Below are 24578 nucleotides of genomic sequence, written 5' to 3' on the forward strand. Positions count from 1 at the left end.
GACACTCTCTGCCCTCACCCTCACGACCATTCCTGCGTCACCCGTGACCGGCATCGCTGTGCTATCATCCCCCATTTGCCGCGGAGCCTTGCCATGATCCCATCCCTGCTCAACCAATATTTTGGTTTCTCCGCACTCAGGCCAGGTCAGGAAGCGGTGATCAGCCGAGTGCTGGCAGGTCAGAGTGCCGCCGCCATCTTTCCCACCGGCTCCGGCAAGTCCCTCTGTTATCAACTGCCTGCCCTCGCCCTGCCTCACCTGACCCTGGTTATCTCGCCGCTACTAGCGCTGATGCACGATCAACTCGCCTTCCTCAAAAGCAAGAGAATAAGCGCCGCCACCCTCGATTCGAGCCAGAGCCCGGAGGAGAGCCGACGAGTGATGCAGCAGGCGCTGGATGGCCAGCTCAAGATCCTGATGATCTCGGTGGAGCGACTCAAGAACGAGCGCTTTCGCCGCTTTATCCAGCAAGTGCCGCTCTCACTGCTGGTGGTTGACGAAGCTCACTGTATTTCTGAGTGGGGCCACAACTTTCGCCCCGACTACCTCAAGCTGCCGAGCTATCGCCATGACCTGAAGATCCCGCAGGTATTGCTGCTGACCGCTACCGCCACACCGGCGGTTATTCAGGATATGCAGACCAAATTCGGCATCGCGCCGGAGGGGGTCGTGGTCACCGGTTTCTATCGCCCCAATCTTGATCTTGCGGTCATTCCCCTGTCGCCCGACGCGCGGGATAGCTGGCTCGCACAGGAGCTGGCCAACGCTCCGGCGGCCCCCACCATCGTCTACGTCACCTTGCAACACACCGCAGAAGCCTGTGCCGAGCAACTCATTAGAGAAGGGATCAACGCCCGCGCCTATCATGCCGGACTCGACTCGGCGCTGCGCAGTCAAATCCAGCACGACTTCATGGCGGGCAAGGTGGACTGCATCGTCGCCACCATCGCCTTTGGCATGGGGATCGACAAAGCGGATATCCGGCGGGTCATTCACTACGATCTGCCCAAATCCATCGAGAACTACAGCCAGGAGATTGGCCGCGCCGGACGGGATGGCCAACCATCGCGCTGTATCGTGCTGGCCAACCAGAGCCAGCTGCCGGTGCTGGAGAACTTCGTCTACGGCGATACGCCGGATTTGAGTGCCATTCTCCAACTTCTTGCCATCATCAAGCAGAGTGGAAGCGAGTGGGAATTCACCCTGCTGCGCCTCTCCAACGACACCAATATCCGCCAGTTGCCCCTTAAAACCCTGCTGGTCTATCTGGAGATGGCAGGCATCATCACCCCGGCCTACAGCTACTACGCCGATTACCGCTTCAAGTTTGTGCTGGATAAAGGCGAGATAGTGAGCCGCTTCAATCCGGATCGTCGCCAGTTTCTGGAGCAACTGTTCGCCTGCGCCCCGCAAGCGCGCAGTTGGTGCACCATGGACTTTGACGCCCTCTGGCAGGGCTATCAGGGGGAGCGACAGCGGGCGGTTGCGGCGCTCGACTACCTGCAGCAGCAAGGCTGGATCGAGCTTGAAAGCAAACAGATGACCGAGGTCTACCGGATCAACAGTCAGGGGTGGGACAACGAGCAGGAAGCAAAAGCCCTGCACGCCCTGTTCCTGCAAAAAGCAGAGCGAGCTGGCAAGACTGCAAGCCATGCTCGACTTTTTCACCTCAAGTGAGTGCCTGAGCCACCGCCTCGCCCGCTATTTTGCCGATGAGGTGGCGCCGGTTCATTGTGGCCACTGTTCGGTTTGTCGCGGCGAGGTAGCACATCTCCCTCCCCTACCCCAACTGGCCATGCCAAACGAGGCGGGGATCCGCGCCTGGTGCGATCCGCTGATTGCCAAGACAGGTTCGGTGGATGCGCGTGTCCTGGCCCGTTTTTTGTGCGGTATCGCCACACCGCTGACCAGCCGGGTCAAGGCCAAATCGCTGGCGGGCGCAGGCCAGTTGGCCGCGTACCCGTTTGCCCGCGTCCTGGCGGCAGTGCAACAAGCCTACCCTTGCTAGATGAGTGCTGGCGGCGTCAATAGCCACCAGCAGAAACAAGCGTTTACAGACGCAGAAAAAGAAGACCCTCGCGGTTGCGAGGGTCAAGCCAACGGAAACGTGCTTAAACAGAGCTTGGTGAGGCAACAGTCAACTCTCTTGCTAAAGCGTCTTGCTGCTCACACATCGCCAATCTATGGCACTCAAAATGTAGCGTCAATGTAAAAATTAGAGCAAAAAATCCAAACAAGGCAATTTACGTTAACGTTCACGTAATGGTATTTCTATTCATAACCCCGCCAACCCGCAGCCCCATTGACTTTCGTCAAACCCCTTAATCTTTTCGCAATAAGTTCCCTCTTTCCCATAAACATTTATTTTTTATGTCTTTGACATTTACCTCACTATCGTGGCAAAAATAATTTAACAGTCAGTAACATAGCGGTGTTGTTGACTGACCCTCCCCGCACAAGGATCGGGCAGGTTTCTTCAGAATTTAACCTATCAACCGTGATGGATTACTGGAGTCTGTTGACTAGGCTTTAAAAGCGCACAACACAAAAGCAGTCATCCACTTTTTTCAGGGTAAGCGACTATAACGAGGGCAAAGTTATGGGCATATTCGAGCATTACCAACAGCGATATGAAAAAGCGAGAGAAGAGGAATATACCATCCAGGAGTTCCTGGATATGTGTAAGCAGGATAAAGCCTGCTACGCCTCTGCGGCCGAACGTCTGCTGACCGCCATCGGTGAGCCGGAGATGGTAGACACCTCAGCCAACCCCAGACTGAGCCGACTCTTCTCCAACCGCGTCGTGGCACGCTATCCCGCCTTCAAGGATTTCTACGGGATGGAAGAGGCCATCGAACAGATCGTCTCCTACCTCAAACACTCCGCCCAGGGGCTGGAGGAGAAGAAACAGATCCTCTATCTGCTGGGCCCCGTTGGCGGCGGTAAATCCTCGCTGGCAGAGAAACTCAAATCCCTGATGCAGAAGGTGCCCATCTATCGCATCAAGGGCTCACCGGTCAACGATCACCCCTTCTGCCTGTTCGACATCGAAGAGGATGGGGAGATCCTGGAAAAAGAGTACGGCATCCCGCGCCGTTATCTGCGCCCCATCATGTCCCCTTGGGTTGCCAAACGCCTGCACGAGTTTGGCGGCGACATCACCAAGTTCAAGGTGGAGAAGGTCAATCCTTCCATCCTCGATCAGATTGCCATTGCCAAAACCGAGCCGGGCGATGACAACAACCAGGACATCTCCTCACTGGTCGGCAAGGTCGACATCCGCATGCTGGAGCACTTCGCCCAGGATGACGCAGATGCCTACTCCTACTCAGGTGCGCTGTGTAAAGCGAACCAGGGGGTGATGGAGTTTGTGGAGATGTTCAAGGCCCCCATCAAGGTGCTGCACCCGCTGCTGACTGCAACTCAGGAGGGGAACTACAACGGTACCGAAGGGCTCTCAGCCCTCCCCTTTGACGGCATTTTGCTGGCTCACTCCAACGAATCCGAGTGGCAGCAGTTCCGCAACAACAAGAACAACGAGGCCTTCCTCGACCGGGTCTACATCGTCAAGGTGCCTTACTGCCTGCGCGTCTCCGAAGAGGTGAAGATCTACGAGAAACTGCTGATCAACAGCGAATTGACCGAGGCCAAATGCGCTCCGGGCACCCTAGAGCTGCTGGGCCAGTTCTCGGTACTGTCACGGTTGAAAGAGCCGGAAAACTCCAGCATCTACTCCAAGATGCGGGTCTATGATGGCGAGAGCCTGAAAGACACCGATCCCAAGGCGAAGAGCTATCAGGAGTATCGCGACTACGCCGGTGTGGACGAGGGGATGAATGGTCTCTCTACTCGCTTTGCGTTCAAGATCCTCTCCCGCGTCTTCAACTTCGACCACGCGGAAGTGGCAGCCAACCCGGTGCACCTCTTCTATGTGCTGGAGCAGCAGATCGAGCGCGAGCAGTTCCCGCAAGAGCTGCACGATCGCTACCTTGAGTTCATCAAGGGCTATCTGACCCCGCGCTATGTGGAGTTCATCGGCAAGGAGATCCAGACCGCCTATCTCGAGTCCTACTCCGAGTACGGTCAGAACATCTTCGATCGCTACGTCACCTACGCCGACTTCTGGATCCAGGATCAGGAGTACCGTGACCCCGAAACCGGCCAGCTGTTTGATCGGGCTTCGCTCAACAGCGAGCTGGAGAAAATTGAAAAACCCGCCGGGATCAGCAACCCGAAAGATTTCCGTAACGAAATCGTCAACTTCGTGCTGCGTGCCCGGGCCAACAATGCAGGCCGTAACCCCAACTGGACCAGTTACGAGAAGCTGCGCACTGTGATCGAGAAGAAGATGTTCTCCAACACGGAAGAGCTGCTGCCGGTTATCTCCTTCAACAGCAAAACCTCGGCCGAGGAGCAGAAGAAGCACGATAACTTTGTCGAACGGATGATGGAGAAAGGCTACACCCGCAAACAGGTGCGACTGCTCTCCGAATGGTATCTCAGGGTACGCAAGTCATCCTGACCCTGACTGTTCAAGGGGGAGTTATGGCGCATTTTATCGACCGCAGGCTCAACGGCAAAAACAAAAGCGCTGTCAATCGGCAGCGCTTCATCCGCCGCTACAAGAAGCAGATAAAACAAGCGGTCTCGGATGCTGTCTCCAAGCGCAGCATTCAGGACGTAGACAAGGGCGAGAGCATCAGCATCCCGACCAAGGATATCGGCGAGCCCCATTTTCATCAGGGGCACGGTGGTAAACGGGAGATGGTGCATCCCGGCAATGACCAGTTCGTCTCCGGCGACAAGATTGACCGCCCCAAAGGAGGGGGCGGACAGGGTTCCGGTGAGGGACAAGCATCCAATCAGGGAGAAGGGGCCGATGATTTCGTGTTCCAGATCTCCAAGGATGAGTATCTCGATCTGCTGTTTGAAGATCTGGAGCTGCCCAGGCTGCAGAAAACCCAGCTCAACCAGCTGATGGAGGTGAAAACCTATCGGACGGGCTACACCTCCAACGGGGTGCCCGCCAACATCAACGTGGTGCGTTCCCTGCAAAATTCGCTGGCGCGGCGCATGGCGCTGCAAGCGGGCAAGAAACGCCAACTGCACGAACTGGAAGAGCGGCTGGCTCTGCTGGCCACCGATCCCAACGAACACTTTGCCGAGATCGCCCTGCTCGAGAAGGAGATCAGGGAGCTAAAACGACGGATCGATGCGGTGCCATTTATCGACACCTTCGATCTCAAATTCAACAACTTCGTCAAACGGCCCGTCCCCTCCAGCCAGGCGGTGATGTTCTGTCTGATGGACGTCTCGGGCTCCATGGATCAGGCCACCAAGGAGATGGCCAAGCGTTTCTATATCCTGCTCTATCTGTTCCTGAGCCGGACCTACAAGAACGTCGAGGTGGTCTATATCCGCCACCACACCCAGGCCAAGGAGGTGGACGAGCACGAGTTCTTCTACTCCCAGGAGACAGGCGGCACCATCGTCTCCAGCGCCCTCAAGATGATGAACGACATCATCAACGAGCGTTACCCGGCCAACCAGTGGAACATCTATGCGGCGCAAGCATCGGATGGTGACAACTGGGCTGATGACTCACCGCAGTGCCGTGAAATTCTGGCGCGGGACATCATGCCAAGGGTGCGGTACTACTCCTACATCGAGATCACCACCCGTGCCCACCAGACTCTGTGGCACGAATATGAGTCGGTAGCCAGCCAGTTCCCCCACTTTGCGATGGAGCACATTCGCAAGGTCGAGGATATCTATCCGGTGTTCCGCGAGCTGTTCAAGAAACAAGCGGCGTGAGGAGGTCACATGATCGAAACAGAAAAACGTGTAGCGCCACTGGATGACGGACCAGACTGGAACTTCGATCTGCTGGAGACCTATCACCAGGAGATCGCCCGGGTCGCCCGTTTCTACAAGCTGGATACCTACCCCAACCAGATCGAGGTGATCACCGCCGAACAGATGATGGATGCCTACTCCAGCGTCGGCATGCCCATCGGCTATCAGCACTGGTCGTTCGGCAAGCGCTTTATCCATACCGAGCGCAACTACAAGCGCGGCCAGATGGGGCTGGCCTACGAGATCGTCATCAACTCCGATCCCTGCATCGCCTACCTGATGGAGGAGAACACCATGCCGATGCAGGCGCTGGTGATGGCCCACGCCTGCTACGGTCACAACTCCTTCTTCAAGAACAACTACCTGTTCAAGGCCTGGACCGATGCCTCCTCCATCATCGACTACCTGCTGTTTGCCAAGAACTACATCACTCAGTGTGAAGAGAAGCACGGTATCGAGGCGGTGGAGCAGTTGCTCGACTCCTGCCATGCCCTGATGAACTTTGGGGTGGATCGCTACAAGCGTCCCCAGAAGATCTCGATGGCTGAGGAGAAGCGGCGTCAGAAGGCGCGGGAAGATTATCTGCAGACTCAGGTCAACGAGCTGTGGCGAACCCTGCCCAAGCAGCATAAAGCCGCGGGGGTAGAGGACAGGCGCTACCCCGCAGAGCCCCAGGAGAACATTCTCTACTTCATCGAGAAGAATGCCCCCTTGCTGGAGCCCTGGCAGCGGGAAGTGGTGCGCATCGTGCGCAAGATCAGCCAGTATTTCTATCCGCAAAAGCAGACTCAGGTGATGAACGAGGGGTGGGCCACCTTCTGGCACTACACCATCCTCAATCACCTCTATGACGAGGGCAAGCTGAGCGATCGCTTCATGATGGAGGTGCTGCACAGCCACACCAACGTGGTCTATCAACCGGCTTACAACAGCCGCTACTACTCGGGGATCAACCCCTATGCGCTGGGGTTTGCCATGTTTACCGACCTGCGCCGCATCTGCGAGAACCCGACCGAGGAGGACAGATACTGGTTCCCCGACTATGCCGGCAGCAACTGGGTCGACACCCTCCACTTTGCCATGCAGAACTTCAAGGACGAGAGCTTTATCAGCCAGTTCTTAAGCCCGAAAGTGATGCGGGATATGAAGTTGTTCGCCATTGATGACGACGATCTGAAGAACTATCTGAAGGTCTCCGCTATCCACAATGACGAGGGGTACCGTCAGGTGCGCAATACTCTGTCGGCCCAGTACAACCTAAGCAATCTGGAGCCTAATATTCAGGTCTACAACGTCGCCGTGAAGGGGGATCGCTCCCTCACCCTGCGCTATGTGCCCCACAACCGCATCCCCCTTGGCGACTCTCGCCATGAGGTGCTCAAACACCTGCATCAACTGTGGGGATTCGACGTGGTGCTGGAGCAGGATAACGGCGAGCTGCCACCCGATATCATCGGCCGCTGCCCGGAGCGCAAACCTGGGATCTGACCCATGCCCCTATATCTCGACGGCCCACTTCAGTGGGCCGTTTTTTATCAGCATTTGCCTCTGCCTGCATCATCGCAGCACAACCGGAACAAACCACAACATAGAAAGAGGCCCGCATGGGGTGCGGGCCTCTTTGCCTTGCGGTCACTTTGCAGCGATTATCAGTAGAAGGTCTGCTGCTCTGCGGCCATCGCCTTGAGACGGGCACAGGGGGCGAACCGGTCGCCGTGTCGCTTCTGGTAATACTCCAGACGGCCAACCAGATGATCAATTCCCAAAGTGTCCATGTAGCGGAACGGGCCGCCAAGGAATGGCGGGAAGCCGATACCGAAGATGGCACCGATATCGCCATCACGGGCCGACGCCACCACACCGCTATCCAACGCCATCGCCGCTTCGTTGAGCATCAGCAACACGCAGCGCTCGGCGATCTCCTGACGAGCCAGCTTGGCAGACGGCTTGATGCCGAGCACGCCATAGACGCTCTCGTCCACCGTCTTCTTGCCCTCTTTGCCAGTCAGCTTGTTGCGCGGTGCCGCCTTGCCATAGAGGTAGAAGCCCTTGCCGTTCTTGCGTCCCTTGCGATCATTTTGCAGCAGCTTGTCGAACGCCTTGGGCGCCTGGAACTGCTCGCCGCCCAGCTCTTTCTCGAGAATGGGGGAGATCTTGGCGCCCACATCGATCCCCACCTCGTCGAGCAAGGTGATGGGGCCAACCGGGAAGCCAAAGTCCAGCAGCGCGCTATCGAGCACCTCTACCGGCTCCCCTTCCAGCACCAGTCTTGCCGCCTCATTCATGTAGGGCGCCAGGATGCGGTTGACGTAGAAACCGGCTTCGTCCTTCACCACGATAGGCGTTTTGCCCTGGGCGCGGGCAAAAGCCAGGGTGGTGGCGACCGTCTCGGCACTGGTGCCAGCGTGGGGGATGATCTCCGCCAGCGGCATCTTGTCCACCGGGCTGAAGTAGTGCAGCCCCACGACTCGCTCTGGGTGCGCCGCCTCCGCCGCAATCTGGTTGATGGGCAGGGAAGAGGTGTTGGAGGCAAACACTGTGTGCTCACCGCACTCACGCTCCACGTCTTTCACCATCTGGTGTTTGAGCGCGAGATCTTCAAACACCGCCTCCACCACCATGTCGACCCGGTGGAAACCGGAGTAGTCGAGGGCACCGGTCAACAGGCTCATCTGCTTTTCCAGCTCGCTGCGCAAAATGTGACGGCGCTTGAGCTTCTTGGCCAGAATGTCGTAGCTGTAGCGCATGGCATTGCCGATGCCACTACTTGCCACATCCTTGATCCGCACAGGTACGCCCGCCTTGGTAGCGGTGACGAACGCAATGCCGCCCCCCATCAGACCACCGCCCAGCACGGCGGCATGGGCCACCTTGCGCGGCTCGGCCCCCTGATAGGTGACCTCTTTCTTCATCTCGGTGGTGGCAAAGAAGATGGAACGCAGGGCGGCAGACTCAGCAGTCATCACCAACTCGCCAAAGTGACGGGATTCGGCGGCCAGACCTGCCTTCATCCCCTCTTCCACACCGATCCGCACCACCTCGAGGATCCGCTCCGGCGCAGGATAGTTGCCACGGGTCTTGGCTTTCACCCCTTTGCTGGCCTGATCGAACAGCACCTTGCGACCCAGCTTGTTGGTCTCCAGCACCTTGCCCTGCAGATCCCGCTTCAATTGATGACGGGGCTTACCCTTCTTGGCCAGCTTGATGGCTGCATCCAGCAGGATGGAAGGCGGCACCACATCGTCCACCAGCCCCAATTTCTTGGCTTGTTTGGCCCGCACCTGCTTGCCGGTCAGCATCATATCCAGCGCCTTGGCCACCCCGATGAGGCGCGGCAGACGCTGGGTACCGCCAGAGCCCGGCAGCAGACCGAGCTGAACTTCCGGCAATCCCAGCACGGTTTTGCCGTGATCGGTCACCACCCGGCCATGACAGGCAAGAGCCAGCTCCAGCCCGCCACCGAGGCAGGGGCCATGAATGGCGGCGATCACCGGAATGGTCAGCCCCTCGATCTCGGCAAAGATCTCCTGCCCTTCTCGCGACAGGGTCTCGGCATCCTTGGCACTGGTACAGGCGGCCAGCATGGTGATGTCAGCGCCGGCGATGAAGGAGTCCTTTTTGCCGGAGGTGATCACCAGCCCGATCAAATCCTTGTTGCGTTTTACCTCGTCCAGTACGGAGCGGATCTCCTCGACAAAGGCGGCTTTCAGGGTATTCATGCTCTCGCCCGGCACATCCATGGTGAGGATACCGATGCCATCTTTGCGAACATCCAGGGAAAAAGTCTTAGCGCTCATCATTCAACCTCCAACACCATAGCCACGCCCAATCCACCCGCCGCACAGGCGGTGTTAAGCCCCAGTCCCCCGCCGCGACGACGCAGCTCATGCAAGGTCTGGGTGATCATCCGCGCACCGGTCGCGGCAAAGGGGTGGCCATAGGCCAGCGAACCGCCGAGGACGTTGAACTTCTCCATGTCCACCTCGCCGATGGCCTGATCGCGGCCCAGCTTGTCACGGGCAAACTCGTGGCTTGAGAACATCTTGAGGTTGGCCAGCGTCTGGGCGGCAAAGGCTTCGTGCATGTCGATCAGAGTCAAATCGCTGAGCGTGATGCCGGCTCTGTCCAGCGCCAGCGGCGTGGCATAGGAGGGCCCCATCAGCATGTCTTGCCAGACATCGATGGCCGAGAAGGCGAAGCTGCGGATATAGCCAAGCGGTTCGAGGCCCAGCTCTTTCGCCCGCCCTTCGCGCATCAACAGCACGGCAGCGGCGCCGTCAGTGAGCGGGGTGGCATTTGCAGCAGTGACTGTGCCATGGACTCGGTCAAACACCGGCTTGAGCTTGGCGTAGCTCGCGAGATCCGAGCTTTCACGAATATTGTTGTCCCGCTCGAGCGGTGATTTGTAAGGCGGTACATGAGCGGTAAACACCTCACCGCTGAGCTTGCCATCGGCCCAAGCCTGCGCGGCCAGGGTGTGGGAGCGATGAGCCAGCGCATCTTGCGCCTCGCGGCTGATCTGGTGGCTCTTGGCCATCTGCTCAGCGGTCTGCCCCATGGAGAGGCCGGTCGAATATTCCGCCACAGCGGGCGGCACCGGCAGCAGATCCTTGACCCTCAATGTCCTCAGAATATTGAAGCGCTGCTGCAGATTGCGCGCCTTGTTGAGATCCACCAGGGCGCGGGCCAGCTTCTTGCTCACTCCGATAGGCAGTACGGAGGAGGAGTCAGCACCGCCAGCGATGGCGATGTCTACGGTACCGGCCATGATGGATTCGGTGACGTTGGCCACCGCCTGAAAGCTGGTGGCGCAGGCGCGGGAGACGCTATAGGCATCGGTATTGACGCTCATGCCGGTACCGAGCACGATCTCGCGGGCAATATTGGGGGCTTCCGGCATCTGTACCACCTGGCCAAACACCAGCTGGTCGATAAGCTTGGGATCGAGATCGGTACGGGTAAGCATCTCGCTCACCACCAGTTTGCCGAGATCGACTGCAGGCACGCCATGAAAGGCGGTGGCCTGCTTGGCAAAGGGGGTACGCAGCCCCGCCACGACGGCAATCCGTTCGCCCTGGCGAGTCGTCAGTTTCAATGGCTGTTTCATCCTGGCTCCTTGGTTTAAAAGGCAGAGGTCTGACCTCATTGCGCCACATCTTAACAATCCAATCACAAGTTTCATACAGCTGATTGAAACTAAATTAAGCACGGCAAGGCCCCTTTGCTCGCCCTTGGGGAGCAACTGGAGTATAAAAAGATCAACTTCCATAAAAACAACGGGTTTATCGCATGGCAGCGGCCGAGTTCAGAGCACTTAGGGACTATCTTGGCAGTCAGATCCTGGGGCAGGAGGAGCTAATAGAAGGGCTCCTGATTGCCCTGTTATGTGAAGGACATGTGTTAATCGAAGGGGCCCCCGGCCTTGCCAAAACCCGCGCCGTCAAGGCGCTCGCTGGCGCCGTCGAAGGGCGCTTTGCCCGTATCCAGTTTACCCCCGACCTGCTTCCTGCCGATCTCACCGGCAGCGAGGTGTTTCACCCGCAGGATGCCAGTTTTGTTTTCCAGCCCGGCCCCCTCTTCAACCATCTGGTGCTGGCAGACGAGATCAACCGGGCGCCAGCCAAGGTACAATCAGCGCTGCTGGAAGCCATGGCCGAACACCAGATCACCGTGGGCAAAAAGAGCTGGCGGCTGCCACCTCTCTTTATGGTCGCCGCCACCCAGAACCCCATCGAGCAGGAGGGAACCTATCCCTTGCCGGAAGCACAGCTCGACCGTTTCTTGCTCAAGCTGATAGTCGATTATCCGAGCCCGGCCATGGAGCTCGCCATCTTGCAGCTCAATGCCGGTGGTGAACAGCTTGGTGAGGCGCCGGTGACCCTGAGCCAGACCACCTTGCAACGTGCCCGCAGCGAAGTGCTGGCGGTGACCATGCAAAGCAGACTGGAGCACTATCTGGTGGAGCTGGTCTGCGCCACTCGCCCGGGCAGCGGTCTTTGCCCTGCCCTTGAGCCATTGATTGTCGTGGGGGCAAGCCCCCGCGCCACACTTGGGCTGGCTCGCTCCGCCCGCGCCCGAGCCTGGCTTGCCGGACGAGATTATGTGCTGCCGGAAGATATCCAGCTGCAAGCCTATCCGGTGCTGCGCCACCGCCTTATTCCCAGCTATCAGGCACTGGCCGACAATCTGGATAACGATATCCTGATCGCCCAACTGCTGGATCAGGTGCCATGTCCCTAGCGCCGGAGCTCCATCCCGATATCGCCCTGTCGCTGCCACGGCTGCTCAATATCAGGCTATGGGCCAAGGCCAGGAAGCCACCTCACGCAGGCAGAAGCAGCAGCGAACGCGGCAAACCGGGCCGATCTCCCGGGCTCACGTTTCGGGAGCTGCGCGCCTATCAGGCTGGTGACGAGGTACGCCATATCGACTGGCGAGTGACCGCACGCCTCGGTCGTCCCTATACCCGCCTCTACAGCGAGGAGCTCGATCAGGCGCACTGGCTGCTGCTCGATCTCTCTCCTGCCATGTATTTCGGCTCCACGCTGCAGCTCAAGGCGCGTCTGGGGTGCGAGCTGGCAGCAGCCTTGATCTGGCAAGGGGAGCAGCGGCACAACACCCTGATCTGCCACGGGCTTATCCCCCATCACCAGAGCCAGCGCGGCAGCGTGCTGCCCCTGCTCGAATCCCTCTGCCATCACTATCAGCAAGGGCTGGCCCGCCGGGCGCTTTCTCACTCTCTGGCCGACACCTTGTCCGGCGTGAAGCTGCCTCACGGTGCCAAGCTGACGATCATCACCGATCACAGACCCTGCGAGTCGGTGCTCTGTCAGCAATTGCAACTGCTCTCGCGGCGCCATGATATTCACTATTGGCAGATCCGTGACCCCCTCGAGGCTGCCCTTCCCCCTGACGGCCAGCTGCCAGTGGCTATCGATCGGCCAGGGCAGCACTATCAGGGCTGGCTGGATGGGGGCCATGCCGGTTTCTCCCGCCGCTACCGGCAAGCTGCCGAACAGCAACTGGCCCACGGCAAGCAGTTGCTGTTGCCATTGGTGCAACGTCTCTATCTGCTCGATAACAGCCAGACGCTGCAACAGCAGTGGCAGGAGGGGTTATGTCATCAGGGATGATCTCCCCCGCCGAACTCGACAGCGCCAGTCCCGCCTCCGACGCCATCACTCCGCCGCTGGCCGCCCTGATGCGCGACATCCACCCGGGGCCGGATCTGATTGAACAGAGTCTTGACCCCAGAGTGCAGGCGCTACTGTGGCTATTGATCACAGGGTTATTGCTACTGATGATCGTCCTGATTGCCCGCAGGGTGATACGTTACCGCCACTGGTGTCGCCAGCTGGAAGGAGATCCGGCGCTGCTGGCGGCACGCATACAGGAGGCCCTGCGTCATGAAGCACTGCAACGCTGGCCCGAGGCGCGCCAGCTACAGGGAGAGGCGTGGCTCGCCTTCGTTGATCGTCACGGCGGCAGCGATTTCAGCCAGTTCTCGTCTCACTGGAGCAGTTGGCTCTATGGCAGCCAGAACCCGACTCGCGAGCAGTGCGAACAGCTTCGGCAACATTATCGCCGCTGGGGTCAGACCCTATTCTTGCAACGCTCCCCCCACTCGGGGCGTAAAGCCGTACGGAGGCATTCATGATCCTGGCCTGGCCCTGGTTTGCGCTGGCGCTGGTGCTGCCCTTGCTGGTGCGCTTCGGCTTGCCGCCCCTGCGCCGCGGCTATCTGGCTCACCCCGGGTTTGCCCTGCTGCGTCCTCAGGCCGGATTGCCGCTCTGGCGCGCCATGCTGCTCTGGTGCGCCCTTATCCTCGCCCTCTGCCGCCCCCAGTGGTGGGGAGAACCGGTTATTCAATATGAAGGGAGTCGGGATCTGCTGCTGGCGGTGGATCTGTCAGACAGCATGCGCACCCCTGATATGCTCGATAACGGCGAACAACAAGCGCGGCTGACTGCGGTGCGCCAGCAGATCAAGGCGCTGATCGCCAAACGGGCCGGAGACAGGGTGGGCCTCATCGTCTTTGCCGATCACGCCTACCTGCTCTCTCCCCTCACTCAGGAGATCCCGGCACTGTTGACCTTGAGCGACGAGCTCGATTTTGATCTGGTCGGCCGCACCACCGCCCTTGGCGAGGCGATCCAGCTGGCACGTCAGCATGGGGATCCGGGTCGCCCCACCGCCCTGCTGCTGGTCACTGATGGCAGAAATACCGCAGGCAATGCCGACCCGCTGCAGGAGGCCAAACTCGCCGCAGAGCAGGGAATACGGATCTACACGCTGGGGGTCGGGGCCGATCCCGATACCTTTATCCAACCCTACGATGAGGCGGGCAGCGGTCAGGCCGATCCCAGCAGCGAACTGGACGAGCCGCTTCTTCAAGCGCTGTCCCAGACAGGCCAGGGGCGTTACTTTCGGGCACGCACCCAAAGCGATCTCGATGCCATCAACGCGACTCTCAATGCCCTTGAACCTGCCCCTATGCCGATTGCCCACTACCAGCCGGTGATCGAGCTCTACCCCTGGCCGTTGGCACTGCTTTGTGGCCTGCTGCTTCTACCATCAGGGCACGGCAGGCTGGAGTTTTGCATGGTGCGTAGCTGGCTGACACGAGGTGCACGCAGATGGAGCTGATCTTGCTTCGCCCCCTGTGGCTGATCGCACTCATCCCCTGGCTCTGGCAAGGATGGCACCGTCGTCGCCAGCCCCCGCTGCTCGCACCTGCGATGCAGGCTTATCTGCTGCCAGCATCCCGTCCTCAGCGCCCCTGGCTCTGGCTGGCAACCCTGCCCGTCATTTTGGCCCTGAGTGGACCGGCACTGCGCGGTGAGCTGCAACAGCAGCCTGCAGCACCGCTAGATATCTGGCTACTGGACTTGTCACGCTCGATGACCGCCACCGATCTCAAACCGGATCGGGCAACCCGGGTCAGATGGCAATTACAGCAGCTGCTGAGTCGCACCAAGGGCGAGCGCATTGCGCTGATCCTCTACGCAGGCGACGCCTACCTCGCCATGCCGCCAACCCGGGATCATCAGGCCCTTTCGCTGCTACTGCCCGACTTGCGCCCCGATATCATGCCGCTGCAGGGCAGCAATCCGGCACGGGCGGTGGAACTTGCCATGAAGCAGCTGGCCCCTGGAGAACAAGCGCGTCTGCTGCTGATCACCGACGACCTCACCCAGAATCAGATGACCAAAATCGCCGACCTGTGGCCCTGCCAGCAACGCCTTCTTTGCCGCGACACCCAGTCGGCACGCCTCGATATTCTGCTTGCCAGCAGCGGTCAACCGGCCCCGATGCCCGCCATTCCGGCCAATGAGTTGGGGTTTGCCACCCGCATGCCCGCGCAGTTGCCCGCCCCCGATAGTCAGGCCATTGCCGCACTGGCCAATCGCCTCGGCGGTGAGCTGCAGTGGCTTGGTAGCGATGTCCCCCGATTTGCCCCTCTCCCCGCCACGACCTCAGCCCTCACCCCGGCGCCACTGGATCTTGGCCCCTGGCTGCTGATCCCATTGTTACCACTGGCCTTGCTGGCCAGAGTCGGCGCACGGTTGATGGTGGCGCTGATGATGGGATCTCAGCTGCTGGCGCCACAAGACCTGCAAGCAGCAGAGCGGGGAGACCTGCAAGCGATGCAGGCTTATCAAGAGGGGGATTTTCAGCGGGCGGCCCGCACCTTCAACGATCCAGTCTGGCGCGGCAACGCCTGGTATCGGGCTGGCGCCTACCGGCAAGCCATCGCAGCCTATCAGGAAGCGACGAGCGCCACCGCCCACTACAACCGCGGCAATGCCCTGCTGCAACTGGGGGAGTTTGCGGCCGCCAAGGAGGCCTATCTGGCCGCTCTGGCGCTTGAACCCGGCCATGAAGATGCGCTATATAACCTCTCTCTGTTACAGGGCGCAGCGGCGGCCGCTCCCGATACCAGCACCAGCAAGCAACCCGAACCATCGGCAGCTCAGCAGGCGACGGCAATGCCCCTGCCACCCTCCCCCCCAGTGTTGCTGCTGGAGCAGCGACTGCGCAAAGAGGCACTGCGCCGGGATCTTATCAAGGTGGAGGAGCCCTGGTGACACGGGCAGGATGGGGGCTGTTGCTCGCACTCGCGAGTCCACTTTGCTGGGCTTTGCCCCCTCGGGCAGAGCTGCTGCCGGGGGCCGCCCCCAGCGATTGGCTGCTGATCATCGAAGCGGATGGTGAGCGCCAGAGCAGCGAACTGGAGATCACCCCCTTACTGCGCCAGTTTGCAGTGGGCAGAGTGACCATGAGCCGGGTCACCACCCCGGTACAACAACTGACTCGCTGGCAGATCCCGCTGCACCAGAGCGACTCACCTGCAAATACCGAGGTGGTGATTGCCCCGCTCAAGCTGGGAAATGAGTTTACCCCCTCGCTCACCCTGCCATTGAGAGAGGTGAAAACAGCGGCGCTGCCACAACCCGCAGCCCCCTCGCCCCTCGAGATGCAGGCCAGCCTTGATCATCAGGGCCCACTCTATCCCGGCCAGCCGGTGATCTACCGCCTGACTCTTTGGCTGCCTACCAGCATGCAAAACCCGGCCCTGAGCGAACTCAGCTCTGCCCACTTCACCATCCGTCGCCTCGGTAGCGACGAGTGGATCGCCCCCGCTCAGGCAGGTCTGCCTGGCCGGCTCACCCGCAGCTGGCTTATTCAGGCAAAAGCGCCGGGACTCTGGTACCTCGACTCACCCCGCTTGCAGGGGCAGCTCACGCCGCAAGGGGGCAAGCCGCAAAAACTCTCGGCCCGTGCGGCACCACTCGAGGTGGGGGTCGACAAAGCCCCCGCTACACCGGTGGCCACCCGGCTGACCCTGAGCCAGCGGCTTGAACCGGCCAGCACGGGGGAAGTGGGTGAACCGCTGATCCGGATCCTCACCCTGACCATGGAGAATGGTGACAACGGCCAGATACAGCTTGCCCCCCTGATGGCCCATCAACTGCCAAACGGCATACAGGCACATCCCGATGGCGAGCAACAGCAGGAGCGTTACCGAGATGGCAAGCTGCTGTTTGAGCGACAGTGGCGCCAGACTCTGGTTGCGGATCAGAGCGGCGACTATCAGCTCCCCCCCATTGATCTGCCCTGGTTTAATACCCAAAGCGGCCGGATTGAACAGGCCAGCCTGCCCGCCATTACGCTGACGTTTCAGGCAACGACAAATCGGCAACCTGATCAGCAGACATCGCAGGTGGCACTGCGAGAGAGCCTTTGGTGGGTCGTGCTTGCCATAACGCTGCGTACGCTATGGCGCAACGGGCCCCGCTGGCGCGCCTTCTATCAACTGCAACGTGCCCTTGCCCAACACCAGCCGGATGCCAGTCGCAAGGCGCTGATCAAGTGGGCGACCATGCGCTGGCAGGTCTCCTATTATCAATTAGGCCAGTTGCCTGACGCTGGGCATAATCGGCTCGGCAACGCGCTCGCCGCACTCGAGCGAGCCTGTTTTGCACTGCCCTATTCTGGCCCGCCCATCGAGTGGCGCGCTCTGGCGCGTATCCTCAGGGCTGATGAAACGGCCGGTATTGCGTACCTGATTTACCTGCTGGCGCACGGGATTTCCCGCTCCCGCCGCCACGCCCCCTGACAAGGATTGCCCTATGGCACTGCTGTTTTTTAGAAAAAAACGTGCTCAGCAGCATATTGGTGGAAATGATCCGGCCACTTCGCCGGTCTCTGATCCCATGGCTGACAAACAAACCAAATTTGAAGCACTGGTTCATGCGCTGCACGGCGATCTCTACCGGTATGCCTACTGGCTGACCCGGGATCCCAACGCGGCTGAAGATCTGGTGCAAGAGACCTTCCTGCGTGCCTGGAAGGCCATCGACACCCTGCAGGATGACAAGGCGGCCAAAGGGTGGCTGATCACCATCCTCAGACGGGAGAACGCACGCCGCTTTGAACGCAAACAGCTGGAGCTGGTGGATCTCGACGATCACCCTCAGCCCCAGCACGATGCGCTGCACAGCGAACAGGAGATGGAGAACGAGTGGTTGCACCGTCACATCGCCCGATTGCCCGAGGAGTACCAGGAGCCACTGCTGCTGCAAGTCGTGGGAGGATTCAGTGGTGAGGAGATTGCCGAGATGCTCGGCCTCAACAAAAACACCGTCATGACCCGACTGTTTCGCGCCCGCAACCAGATCAAGGAGGCGATGGAGCAGAAGAACCAAGCAAGAGGACACGGACATGGATGAACTCGAATTTCGCCGCAACGCCATGATCCAGCCCAACGATAAACTGCCGGATTTTCTCAAAGCCGCAGAAGCAAGCCAGGCCAATCGGAACTATCTCGACGAGATGAAGCAGTTCGACAGAACTCTCAAGCACGCCATGCAGGTTGAGGTTCCCGCCGGACTGGCCGAGCGGATCCTGCTCAGGCAAGCCATGCTGCAAGACAGTGATGCGCCAGATGATATGCCGCCATCCCGACCCCTTGGCACGGCGCCAGTCAAGCTCCGGACATCGACATCCTGGCGCCAGATCGCCCTGGCTGCATCGGTCGCCTTCCTGCTGGGAATGAGCACCCGCTGGATCACGCTGCCAGAAACGGCTCCTGCGGCCCTCTCCCTCGCACAGGTAGCGATGGCTCATGTCTATGGCGAAGAACCCTTTATTGAAGGTGTCGATGAGCAGGTCAATCTGCATAACATCAATGCCAAGATGGAGAAGTATGGCGCCACCTTGAGCGGAATGGATGGGCTCAAGGTGACCTATGTCAATCACTGCTCGTTTTATCAGGGACCAGCCTTGCACATGGTGATCCAGGGAAAGATGGGGCCAGTCACTCTCTTTTTAGTGCCCAAACATGTGCCATTAACCCTGCAACAGGCCACCTTTGAAGATGGCACCCTCAAAGGGGAGATTGTCCAGCTCAAAGGCGCCAATATGGTACTGATTGGCGAGATGAGAGAGCCACTTGCCCCCGTTGCCAACGCCCTGCAGTCACGTCTGCATTGGGACATTTAACATCGCTGGTTAACAACCTCAGAGCCATCCTCAATAGCAGGCGGCGGTCACCAGCCGCTGCCTGTTCTCCCCCTGATTACTCCTCTTTGTCACTTATTTGCCTCAATATTTCGAAAAATTGACAAAATTATTTTTGTGACGGAGATCGGCAATCCAGGTCAATAATCCACCTTTAGACCCTCAAAATGATGAATTAAACAGCAAGCTAAAACAAATGATTAACACATCGATCACTTTTATGTATTCTGCTGTCACTGGTCTGATTTCTTACCTCCTACCAGATCCATAGAATCACGCCAGAATTGATTGGGAAGAAGCTGAAATAAAAACGGATTTTGTCGAGGTTTGCATTGAACGTGCAGCCAATATCGGCAAAAAAATCTGCCTACAAGAGAGAACACCATGACGACAACTATTTTCAAAAAGAGCCTGATTGCCGCCACCATCGCGCTGGCCACCGGTCAAGTCCATGCTGCGGCATTCCAGTTGAACGAGCACTCGGCCTCCGGTCTGGGTCGCGCCTATGCCGGTGAAGCAGCTATTGCCGACAACGCCTCCGTTCTGGCCCGTAACCCGGCCGCCATGACCACCTTCGACAAGATGGCAGTTTCTGTCTCCGGCACCTACATCAAACCGGATGTGGATGTAGATGGTGCAATAAATCGGGTTGATGCAAACGGTAACAAACTTGCCAAATTAACCGATGCAAGCGAGTCAGGCATTGCTCCGGCAGCCTTCGTTCCTGCTGCTTACTTTATTCAGCCGCTGAATGGCCAGTGGGCTTGGGGTATTGGCCTCTTCTCCAACTACGGCCTATCCACCGAGTACTCAGAAACCTTCCCAGCCGGTGCTGGCGCAGGTAATACCGAGTTGATGACTCTCAATATCAACCCGAACATCGCCTATCGCATCAATGAGCACTTCAGTGTGGGTGCCGGTATCAACGCTGTTTACGGTGCCGCAGAGCTTAACCGTTTTGCGGGTTACACTGGCACAGCTTTGCCCAAAGATACCAATGTCGCTCATCTTAAGGGGGACACTTGGGGCTTTGGCTGGAACGTTGGCACTCTGTACGAAGTCAATGAGAACCATCGCTTTGCTCTGACCTACCGTTCACAGGTCGATATGAGCTTTGATGGTGACTTCCAGGGGCTCACTTCAGGGAACCGCACTGTTGATGGCAATCTGAAACTGGATCTCCCTGCTCAGGCCGAGTTTGCCGGTTATCACCGTTTGAATCAGCAATTCGCCGTTCACTACTCTGTTAACTGGACTGACTGGAGTGCGTTCCAAGAATTAAAGGCGACCAGCTCAGGCTGTAATACCCCAGGCCAACCAGGCGTATGTCTCAATAAACCCGAGAAATTTAAAGACTCCACTCGCTACTCCATCGGCGGTACCTGGTATATCAATCCAGCTTGGGAAGCTCGTCTGGGCTTTGCCTATGACAACACCCCGATTGAAGCTGAATACCGTAGTTTGAGTATTCCGGACTCAGACCGTATTTGGTACAGCGCCGGTGCTACCTACCATATCAATACCGATATGAGCGTTGACTTTGGTATGGCCTATCTGGACGGCAAAGAAGTCGATGTCAATGAAGGCCTGCCAAACCACGACAGTTTGAACCGCTGGCAAGGTACTTCCCACGGCAACGCCTTCCTAGCTTCTGCCCAGTTCAACATGAAGTTCTGATTATTGATAGAATGGAGAGAGCGCCAACAGGCGCTCTTTTTTTATCCGAAAACCCATTTCAGCGCACACATGTAGCACACATGTGTTTATTTTTCCTTTTCAATCAATCTATTAGAGCACATCATTCCAGCATTTAATCTTGTTTTCTCCAGATAGATGCCATTGCCGTTGCCTTACTGGTCATACCATATAAAATCCTGCCCTCATTGATATGACCGATTAAACCTTCGGGTAACAGCAAGGACTTTTCCATGCATTCCATCCTCAAACCGTCCGCGATCGCCCTACTGGTGATCGCGGGTCAGACCCACGCAGCCGGATTCCAGCTAGCTGAACAATCCGCCACAGGCCTTGGACGCGCCTTTGCCGGTGAGGCAGCCATCGCGGATAACGCCAGTGTGCTCTCCCGCAATGCAGCAGCCATGACCCGCTTCGATCAGATGGCGCTGTCTGGCGGTGTCATCTATGTCAGTCCTGACGTCAATATTGAAGGTAACACCCGCTTGCCGACCCAAGCTGGTATCGTCACCTCGGATGCGAGTGCGCACGATATCGCGGCCGCAGCCTGGGTACCCAACGCCTATTTGATCATCCCGCTCAATGAACAGTGGCGCCTCGGCTTCTCGGCCACCTCTTACTACGGCCTTGGCATCAAGATGCCAGACAACTACAGCGCTGGGCACTTTGGTAATGTTTCCGATATCAAGACCATGGATCTGGGTACCTCACTTGCCTATCGCATCAATGAGATGTTGTCGGTGGGAGCCGGTATTTCAGCTATTCAGGGTGAGGGCGAAGTCGGCGGCACCTTCCCCTCGCGCAACCTGATAGCAAAGCATCTGCAAGGAGATGGCTGGGCATGGGGCTGGAATGTCGGCGCGTTGCTGGAACTATCCAAACAGACCCGGATTGGCCTCTCATACCGGCACGATGTCAACTTGACACTCTCGGGTGACGCCATCATTGGCCTGCCCAGCGGCAAAGAACTCAGAGACACAGGTTCTCTGGATCTTCCGCTACCGGCAACGGCAGAGCTTGCAGCATTTCATCAGCTGACTGAAAAACTGGCTATTCATGGCAGCCTGAACTGGACCAACTGGAGCAAATTTGTCCAGCTGGAAGCAGATCTGGATACACTGCCCAACATGCATATCAAGGATGAACACTGGGAAGATAGCTGGCGCTATGCGATCGGGATGACCTATCAACTCACTCCACAGTGGCAACTGCGATCAGGAGTAGCTTACGATGCGAGCCCTGTACCAGCAGATCGCCGTACCATCTCCATTCCGGATGCAGACCGAATTTGGTACAGCCTGGGGATGGGTTATCAATTCACCCCCAACCTGACCATGGATCTGGGGCTGACCCTGATCGATGGCAAGAAGGTTGATGTTACTGAAAAAATGGCTTTGCAACCTGGCAACCCGCAGAGTATTTCCACCTTCCAAGGGACATCCGAGGGAGATGCCTGGCTGGCTGGCGCCCAATTGAGTTATCTCTTCTAAGTTCCTTCCCTGCAGAAAAACGCTATGCCAATTATTGCCTTACCGAACAGGGTCAAAACTGGCATAGTGTTCCGCAACACCATAAAATCAACCCAGTACCTTTACTGGAGCAAGGCATGTATTCCTACGTAGCAAGACAGCCGATCCTCGACAGAGACCTCAATACCCATGCCTATGAGCTGCTCTTTCGCGATAGTCTGAATAATGTCTTCCCGAGTATCTCCTCCCAGCAGGCGACGTCACGCCTGGTGGTTGAACAGTTTCTGCAACAAAATATCGATCAGCTGTTGGGGGGCCGCCCCTGCTTTATCAATTTTCCCCACTCACTGCTGCTGGAGGGATTGGCAGAGTGCCTGCCGCCCGAAAAAGTGGTGATTGAGATCCTGGAAGATTCTCCACCGGATGATGCCCTGCTGGAAAAGGTGAAACAGCTGCACAAGCTGGGTTATCAGCTGGCCCTCGATGACTTCACCATGTCGCCGGATTGGGAGCGCTTCCTCCCCTTTATTCACATCATTAAGTTTGATCTTCGCGCTACCCCCCTGCTGCAGATCAAGGTGTTTATCCAACGTCATCAAACGCTGGGGCTCACCTATCTGGCGGAAAAAGTAGAGGACAAGGCTGAGTTCGAACGGGTCAAACAGCTGGGGATCCAGCTGTTCCAAGGCTTTTTCTTCAGTCGACCCGAGATGGTCAAGCAAGCTACCATGGAGCCGGCTCAGGTCGTAGTGATGCAGTTGCTCAACGTGGTCAACGAGGCAGAGCCTGATATCAACAAGATTGAGCAACTACTCGGTCAGGATATCTCTTTATCACTCAAGCTGCTGCGCTACGTTAACCATCTCAAAGGTCACACCAACCCTATTTCGTCATTTCGCCAGGCTGCCATCTATCTGGGCAACACCCAGCTAAAGCGCTTTGTCTCGCTGGTGGCGGCGACCAGCGCTGGCAAAGGCAAGAGCGCCGAGCTTTACCAGATGTCGATGATCCGTGCCCGCTTCTGTGAGCTGCTGGCTCATGCCCATGCCCCGAGCCAGCAGGCACAACAGGCATTTATTACCGGCCTCTTTTCCCTGCTGGACGTGCTGATGGAGCAGCCGATGGACAAGCTGCTCGGCACTATTCCCCTTATCGACGATATTCGGCTGGCGCTACTGGAACGCAAAGGCAATCTCGGTTTCTACCTCGCGTTTTGTGAAGATTACGAAAATGCCAACTGGTCAAGAGTCACGGCCAGAACCGCAAAGTTAGGGCTCAACGAGGATAAGGTGAGTCACCTCTATCTGGCCGCCACCACCTGGGTCAACGAACAGCTGCTGGCGATGGAAGCCACCAATTAATTCGTCTCGTCATTCACCTCGACAGCGATAGCGGTCGCCTCACCACCACCGATACAGAGGGCGGCCACTCCCCGCCGTAAACCCCGTTGCTGCAGCGCGGCAATGAGCGTCACCAGAATGCGCGCGCCACTCGCCCCCAGGGGATGACCGAGGGCACAAGCCCCCCCATGCACATTGACCTTGTGATGAGGAATACCGACCCCGTTCATGGCCAGCATGGTGACCATGGCAAAAGCCTCGTTGATCTCGAACAGATCGACCTCTTCCACCGACCATGCCAAACGCGCCAGCAGCCGTGAAATGGCGCCAATGGGCGCGGAGGTAAATTCTGCGGGCAATGCCGCGTGGCTCTGATAAGCGACAATCCGTGCCAGCACTGGTACCTGCCAGGCTTTAGCCGTGGCACCATCCATCAATATCAGCGCCGCCGCGCCGTCCGAGATGGAGCTCGAATTAGCCGCCGTGATGGTGCCCTCCTTGCCAAACGCTGGCTTCAGGGTCGGGATCTTCTCCGGTCTGCCCTTGCCCGGTTGTTCGTCCTCGGCCAGCAACAGACGATCACCGCGATAGACACTTGTCAATTCGGACACAAACGCACCTGATTGCTGTGCGTTGCGCGCACGCTGCAGCGATGCCAGGGCGAACTCATCCATAGCACGGCGAGTCAAACCGGCCTGATCGGCACTGCGCTGGGCATGTATCCCCATCAACTGGCCATCATAGGCATCTTGCAAACCATCGAGGAAGAGGTGATCCAGCACCTGTTGATGCCCCATCCGAAAGCCACTGCGCGCATTATCCAGTAGATAGGGAGCACGACTCATGCTCTCCATCCCTCCCGCCACCACCACTCTGTTGTCGCCAAGACGGATGGTATCAGCCGCCATCATCACTGCTTTCATGCCAGAGCCGCACACCTTGTTGATCGTGGTAGCGGGCACTCCATGTGGCAGCCCTGCTTTCAACAATGCCTGCCTGGCGGGCGCCTGCCCCACGCCCGCCGCCAGCACATTGCCCATAAACACTTCATTAACAAGCTCCTTACGAAGCCCACTTTGCTGTAGTGCAGCCTCAATGGCACAGGCTCCCAACTCAGGCGCAGTCACCTCTGCCAATGCCCCCTGAAACGCCCCCATCGGAGTCCGTTTTGCCGCCACAATTGCAATATCCATTT

General features: G+C 58.1%; 17 protein-coding genes and 1 pseudogene. 15 read left to right on the top strand and 3 right to left on the bottom strand.

Translation table 11 applies throughout. The features are described 5' to 3' along the window. Positions 1–93 precede the first annotated feature (93 nt). From ACTG2G_RS00565 to ACTG2G_RS00580, 4 genes and pseudogenes are all read left to right on the top strand, one after another. A pseudogene (locus ACTG2G_RS00565) lies at positions 94–2008 on the top strand (RecQ family ATP-dependent DNA helicase). 591 nt (positions 2009–2599) lie between these two features. Continuing rightward, the gene (locus tag ACTG2G_RS00570; protein WP_005333223.1) at positions 2600–4522 is read left to right on the top strand and encodes a PrkA family serine protein kinase; all 1923 of its coding nucleotides are present in this window, start codon (positions 2600–2602) and stop codon (positions 4520–4522) included. 23 nt (positions 4523–4545) lie between these two features. Then, complete coding sequence (locus tag ACTG2G_RS00575; RefSeq protein WP_439985015.1) at positions 4546–5814, top strand: YeaH/YhbH family protein; 1269 nt, start codon at positions 4546–4548, stop codon at positions 5812–5814. 9 nt (positions 5815–5823) lie between these two features. Then, on the top strand, positions 5824–7344 hold the full coding sequence (locus tag ACTG2G_RS00580) for a SpoVR family protein (RefSeq protein WP_040065652.1): 1521 nt from the start codon (positions 5824–5826) through the stop codon (positions 7342–7344). 161 nt (positions 7345–7505) lie between these two features. Here ACTG2G_RS00580 and fadJ read toward each other — a convergent pair whose 3' ends face one another. Then, entirely contained in the window at positions 7506–9653 is a 2148-nt protein-coding gene (gene fadJ / locus ACTG2G_RS00585) for a fatty acid oxidation complex subunit alpha FadJ (RefSeq protein WP_421387594.1), read from the bottom strand. Continuing rightward, positions 9653–10963 carry an acetyl-CoA C-acyltransferase FadI gene (fadI, locus tag ACTG2G_RS00590; protein ID WP_439985016.1) on the bottom strand — a complete coding sequence of 437 codons (1311 nt, stop codon included), beginning with the start codon at positions 10961–10963 and terminating at the stop codon, positions 9653–9655. Before fadI ends, fadJ begins: the two co-directional genes overlap by 1 nt. 182 nt (positions 10964–11145) lie before the next feature. Here fadI and ACTG2G_RS00595 point away from each other — a divergent pair, with 182 nt between their 5' ends. The 11 genes from ACTG2G_RS00595 to ACTG2G_RS00645 all read left to right on the top strand — a co-directional run bounded on the left by ACTG2G_RS00595 (position 11146) and on the right by ACTG2G_RS00645 (position 23404). Beyond that, complete coding sequence (locus ACTG2G_RS00595) at positions 11146–12096, top strand: AAA family ATPase (protein WP_421387560.1); 951 nt, start codon at positions 11146–11148, stop codon at positions 12094–12096. Then, complete coding sequence (locus ACTG2G_RS00600; RefSeq protein WP_421387562.1) at positions 12087–12989, top strand: DUF58 domain-containing protein; 903 nt, start codon at positions 12087–12089, stop codon at positions 12987–12989. The genes ACTG2G_RS00595 and ACTG2G_RS00600 overlap by 10 nt, the downstream gene beginning before the upstream one ends. Next, a complete protein-coding gene (locus ACTG2G_RS00605; protein ID WP_421387563.1) occupies positions 12974–13513 on the top strand; it encodes a DUF4381 domain-containing protein in 540 nt (179 codons plus the stop codon). The genes ACTG2G_RS00600 and ACTG2G_RS00605 overlap by 16 nt, the downstream gene beginning before the upstream one ends. Then, positions 13510–14502 carry a VWA domain-containing protein gene (locus tag ACTG2G_RS00610; RefSeq protein WP_421387564.1) on the top strand — a complete coding sequence of 331 codons (993 nt, stop codon included), beginning with the start codon at positions 13510–13512 and terminating at the stop codon, positions 14500–14502. Before ACTG2G_RS00605 ends, ACTG2G_RS00610 begins: the two co-directional genes overlap by 4 nt. Next, positions 14493–15944: a VWA domain-containing protein gene (locus ACTG2G_RS00615; RefSeq protein ID WP_421387565.1), complete on the top strand. Its 1452-nt coding sequence runs from the start codon at positions 14493–14495 to the stop codon at positions 15942–15944. The genes ACTG2G_RS00610 and ACTG2G_RS00615 overlap by 10 nt, the downstream gene beginning before the upstream one ends. 20 nt (positions 15945–15964) lie before the next feature. Further along, positions 15965–17476 (top strand): hypothetical protein, encoded by a 1512-nt coding sequence (locus tag ACTG2G_RS00620; RefSeq protein ID WP_439985132.1) that lies wholly within the window; start codon positions 15965–15967, stop codon positions 17474–17476. Between the two features lie 13 nt (positions 17477–17489). Next, on the top strand, positions 17490–18089 hold the full coding sequence (locus tag ACTG2G_RS00625) for a sigma-70 family RNA polymerase sigma factor (protein WP_421387567.1): 600 nt from the start codon (positions 17490–17492) through the stop codon (positions 18087–18089). After that, the gene (locus ACTG2G_RS00630) at positions 18082–18861 is read left to right on the top strand and encodes a DUF3379 domain-containing protein (RefSeq protein WP_421387568.1); all 780 of its coding nucleotides are present in this window, start codon (positions 18082–18084) and stop codon (positions 18859–18861) included. Before ACTG2G_RS00625 ends, ACTG2G_RS00630 begins: the two co-directional genes overlap by 8 nt. 402 nt (positions 18862–19263) lie before the next feature. Further along, the gene (locus tag ACTG2G_RS00635; protein ID WP_421387569.1) at positions 19264–20556 is read left to right on the top strand and encodes an outer membrane protein transport protein; all 1293 of its coding nucleotides are present in this window, start codon (positions 19264–19266) and stop codon (positions 20554–20556) included. Positions 20557–20807: 251 nt separating this feature from the next. Further along, complete coding sequence (locus tag ACTG2G_RS00640; RefSeq protein WP_216978734.1) at positions 20808–22064, top strand: OmpP1/FadL family transporter; 1257 nt, start codon at positions 20808–20810, stop codon at positions 22062–22064. A gap of 116 nt (positions 22065–22180) precedes the next feature. Beyond that, positions 22181–23404, top strand: coding sequence for an EAL and HDOD domain-containing protein (locus ACTG2G_RS00645; protein ID WP_005345291.1), 1224 nt, complete (start codon positions 22181–22183; stop codon positions 23402–23404). Here ACTG2G_RS00645 and ACTG2G_RS00650 read toward each other — a convergent pair. Next, complete coding sequence (locus ACTG2G_RS00650) at positions 23401–24576, bottom strand: thiolase family protein (RefSeq protein WP_421250178.1); 1176 nt, start codon at positions 24574–24576, stop codon at positions 23401–23403. The two genes, ACTG2G_RS00645 and ACTG2G_RS00650, sit on opposite strands and share 4 nt — an antisense overlap. Positions 24577–24578: the final 2 nt, after the last annotated feature.

This window comes from Aeromonas sp. 55A, assembly GCF_051919665.1.
Classification (GTDB): Bacteria; Pseudomonadota; Gammaproteobacteria; order Enterobacterales; family Aeromonadaceae; genus Aeromonas; species Aeromonas veronii.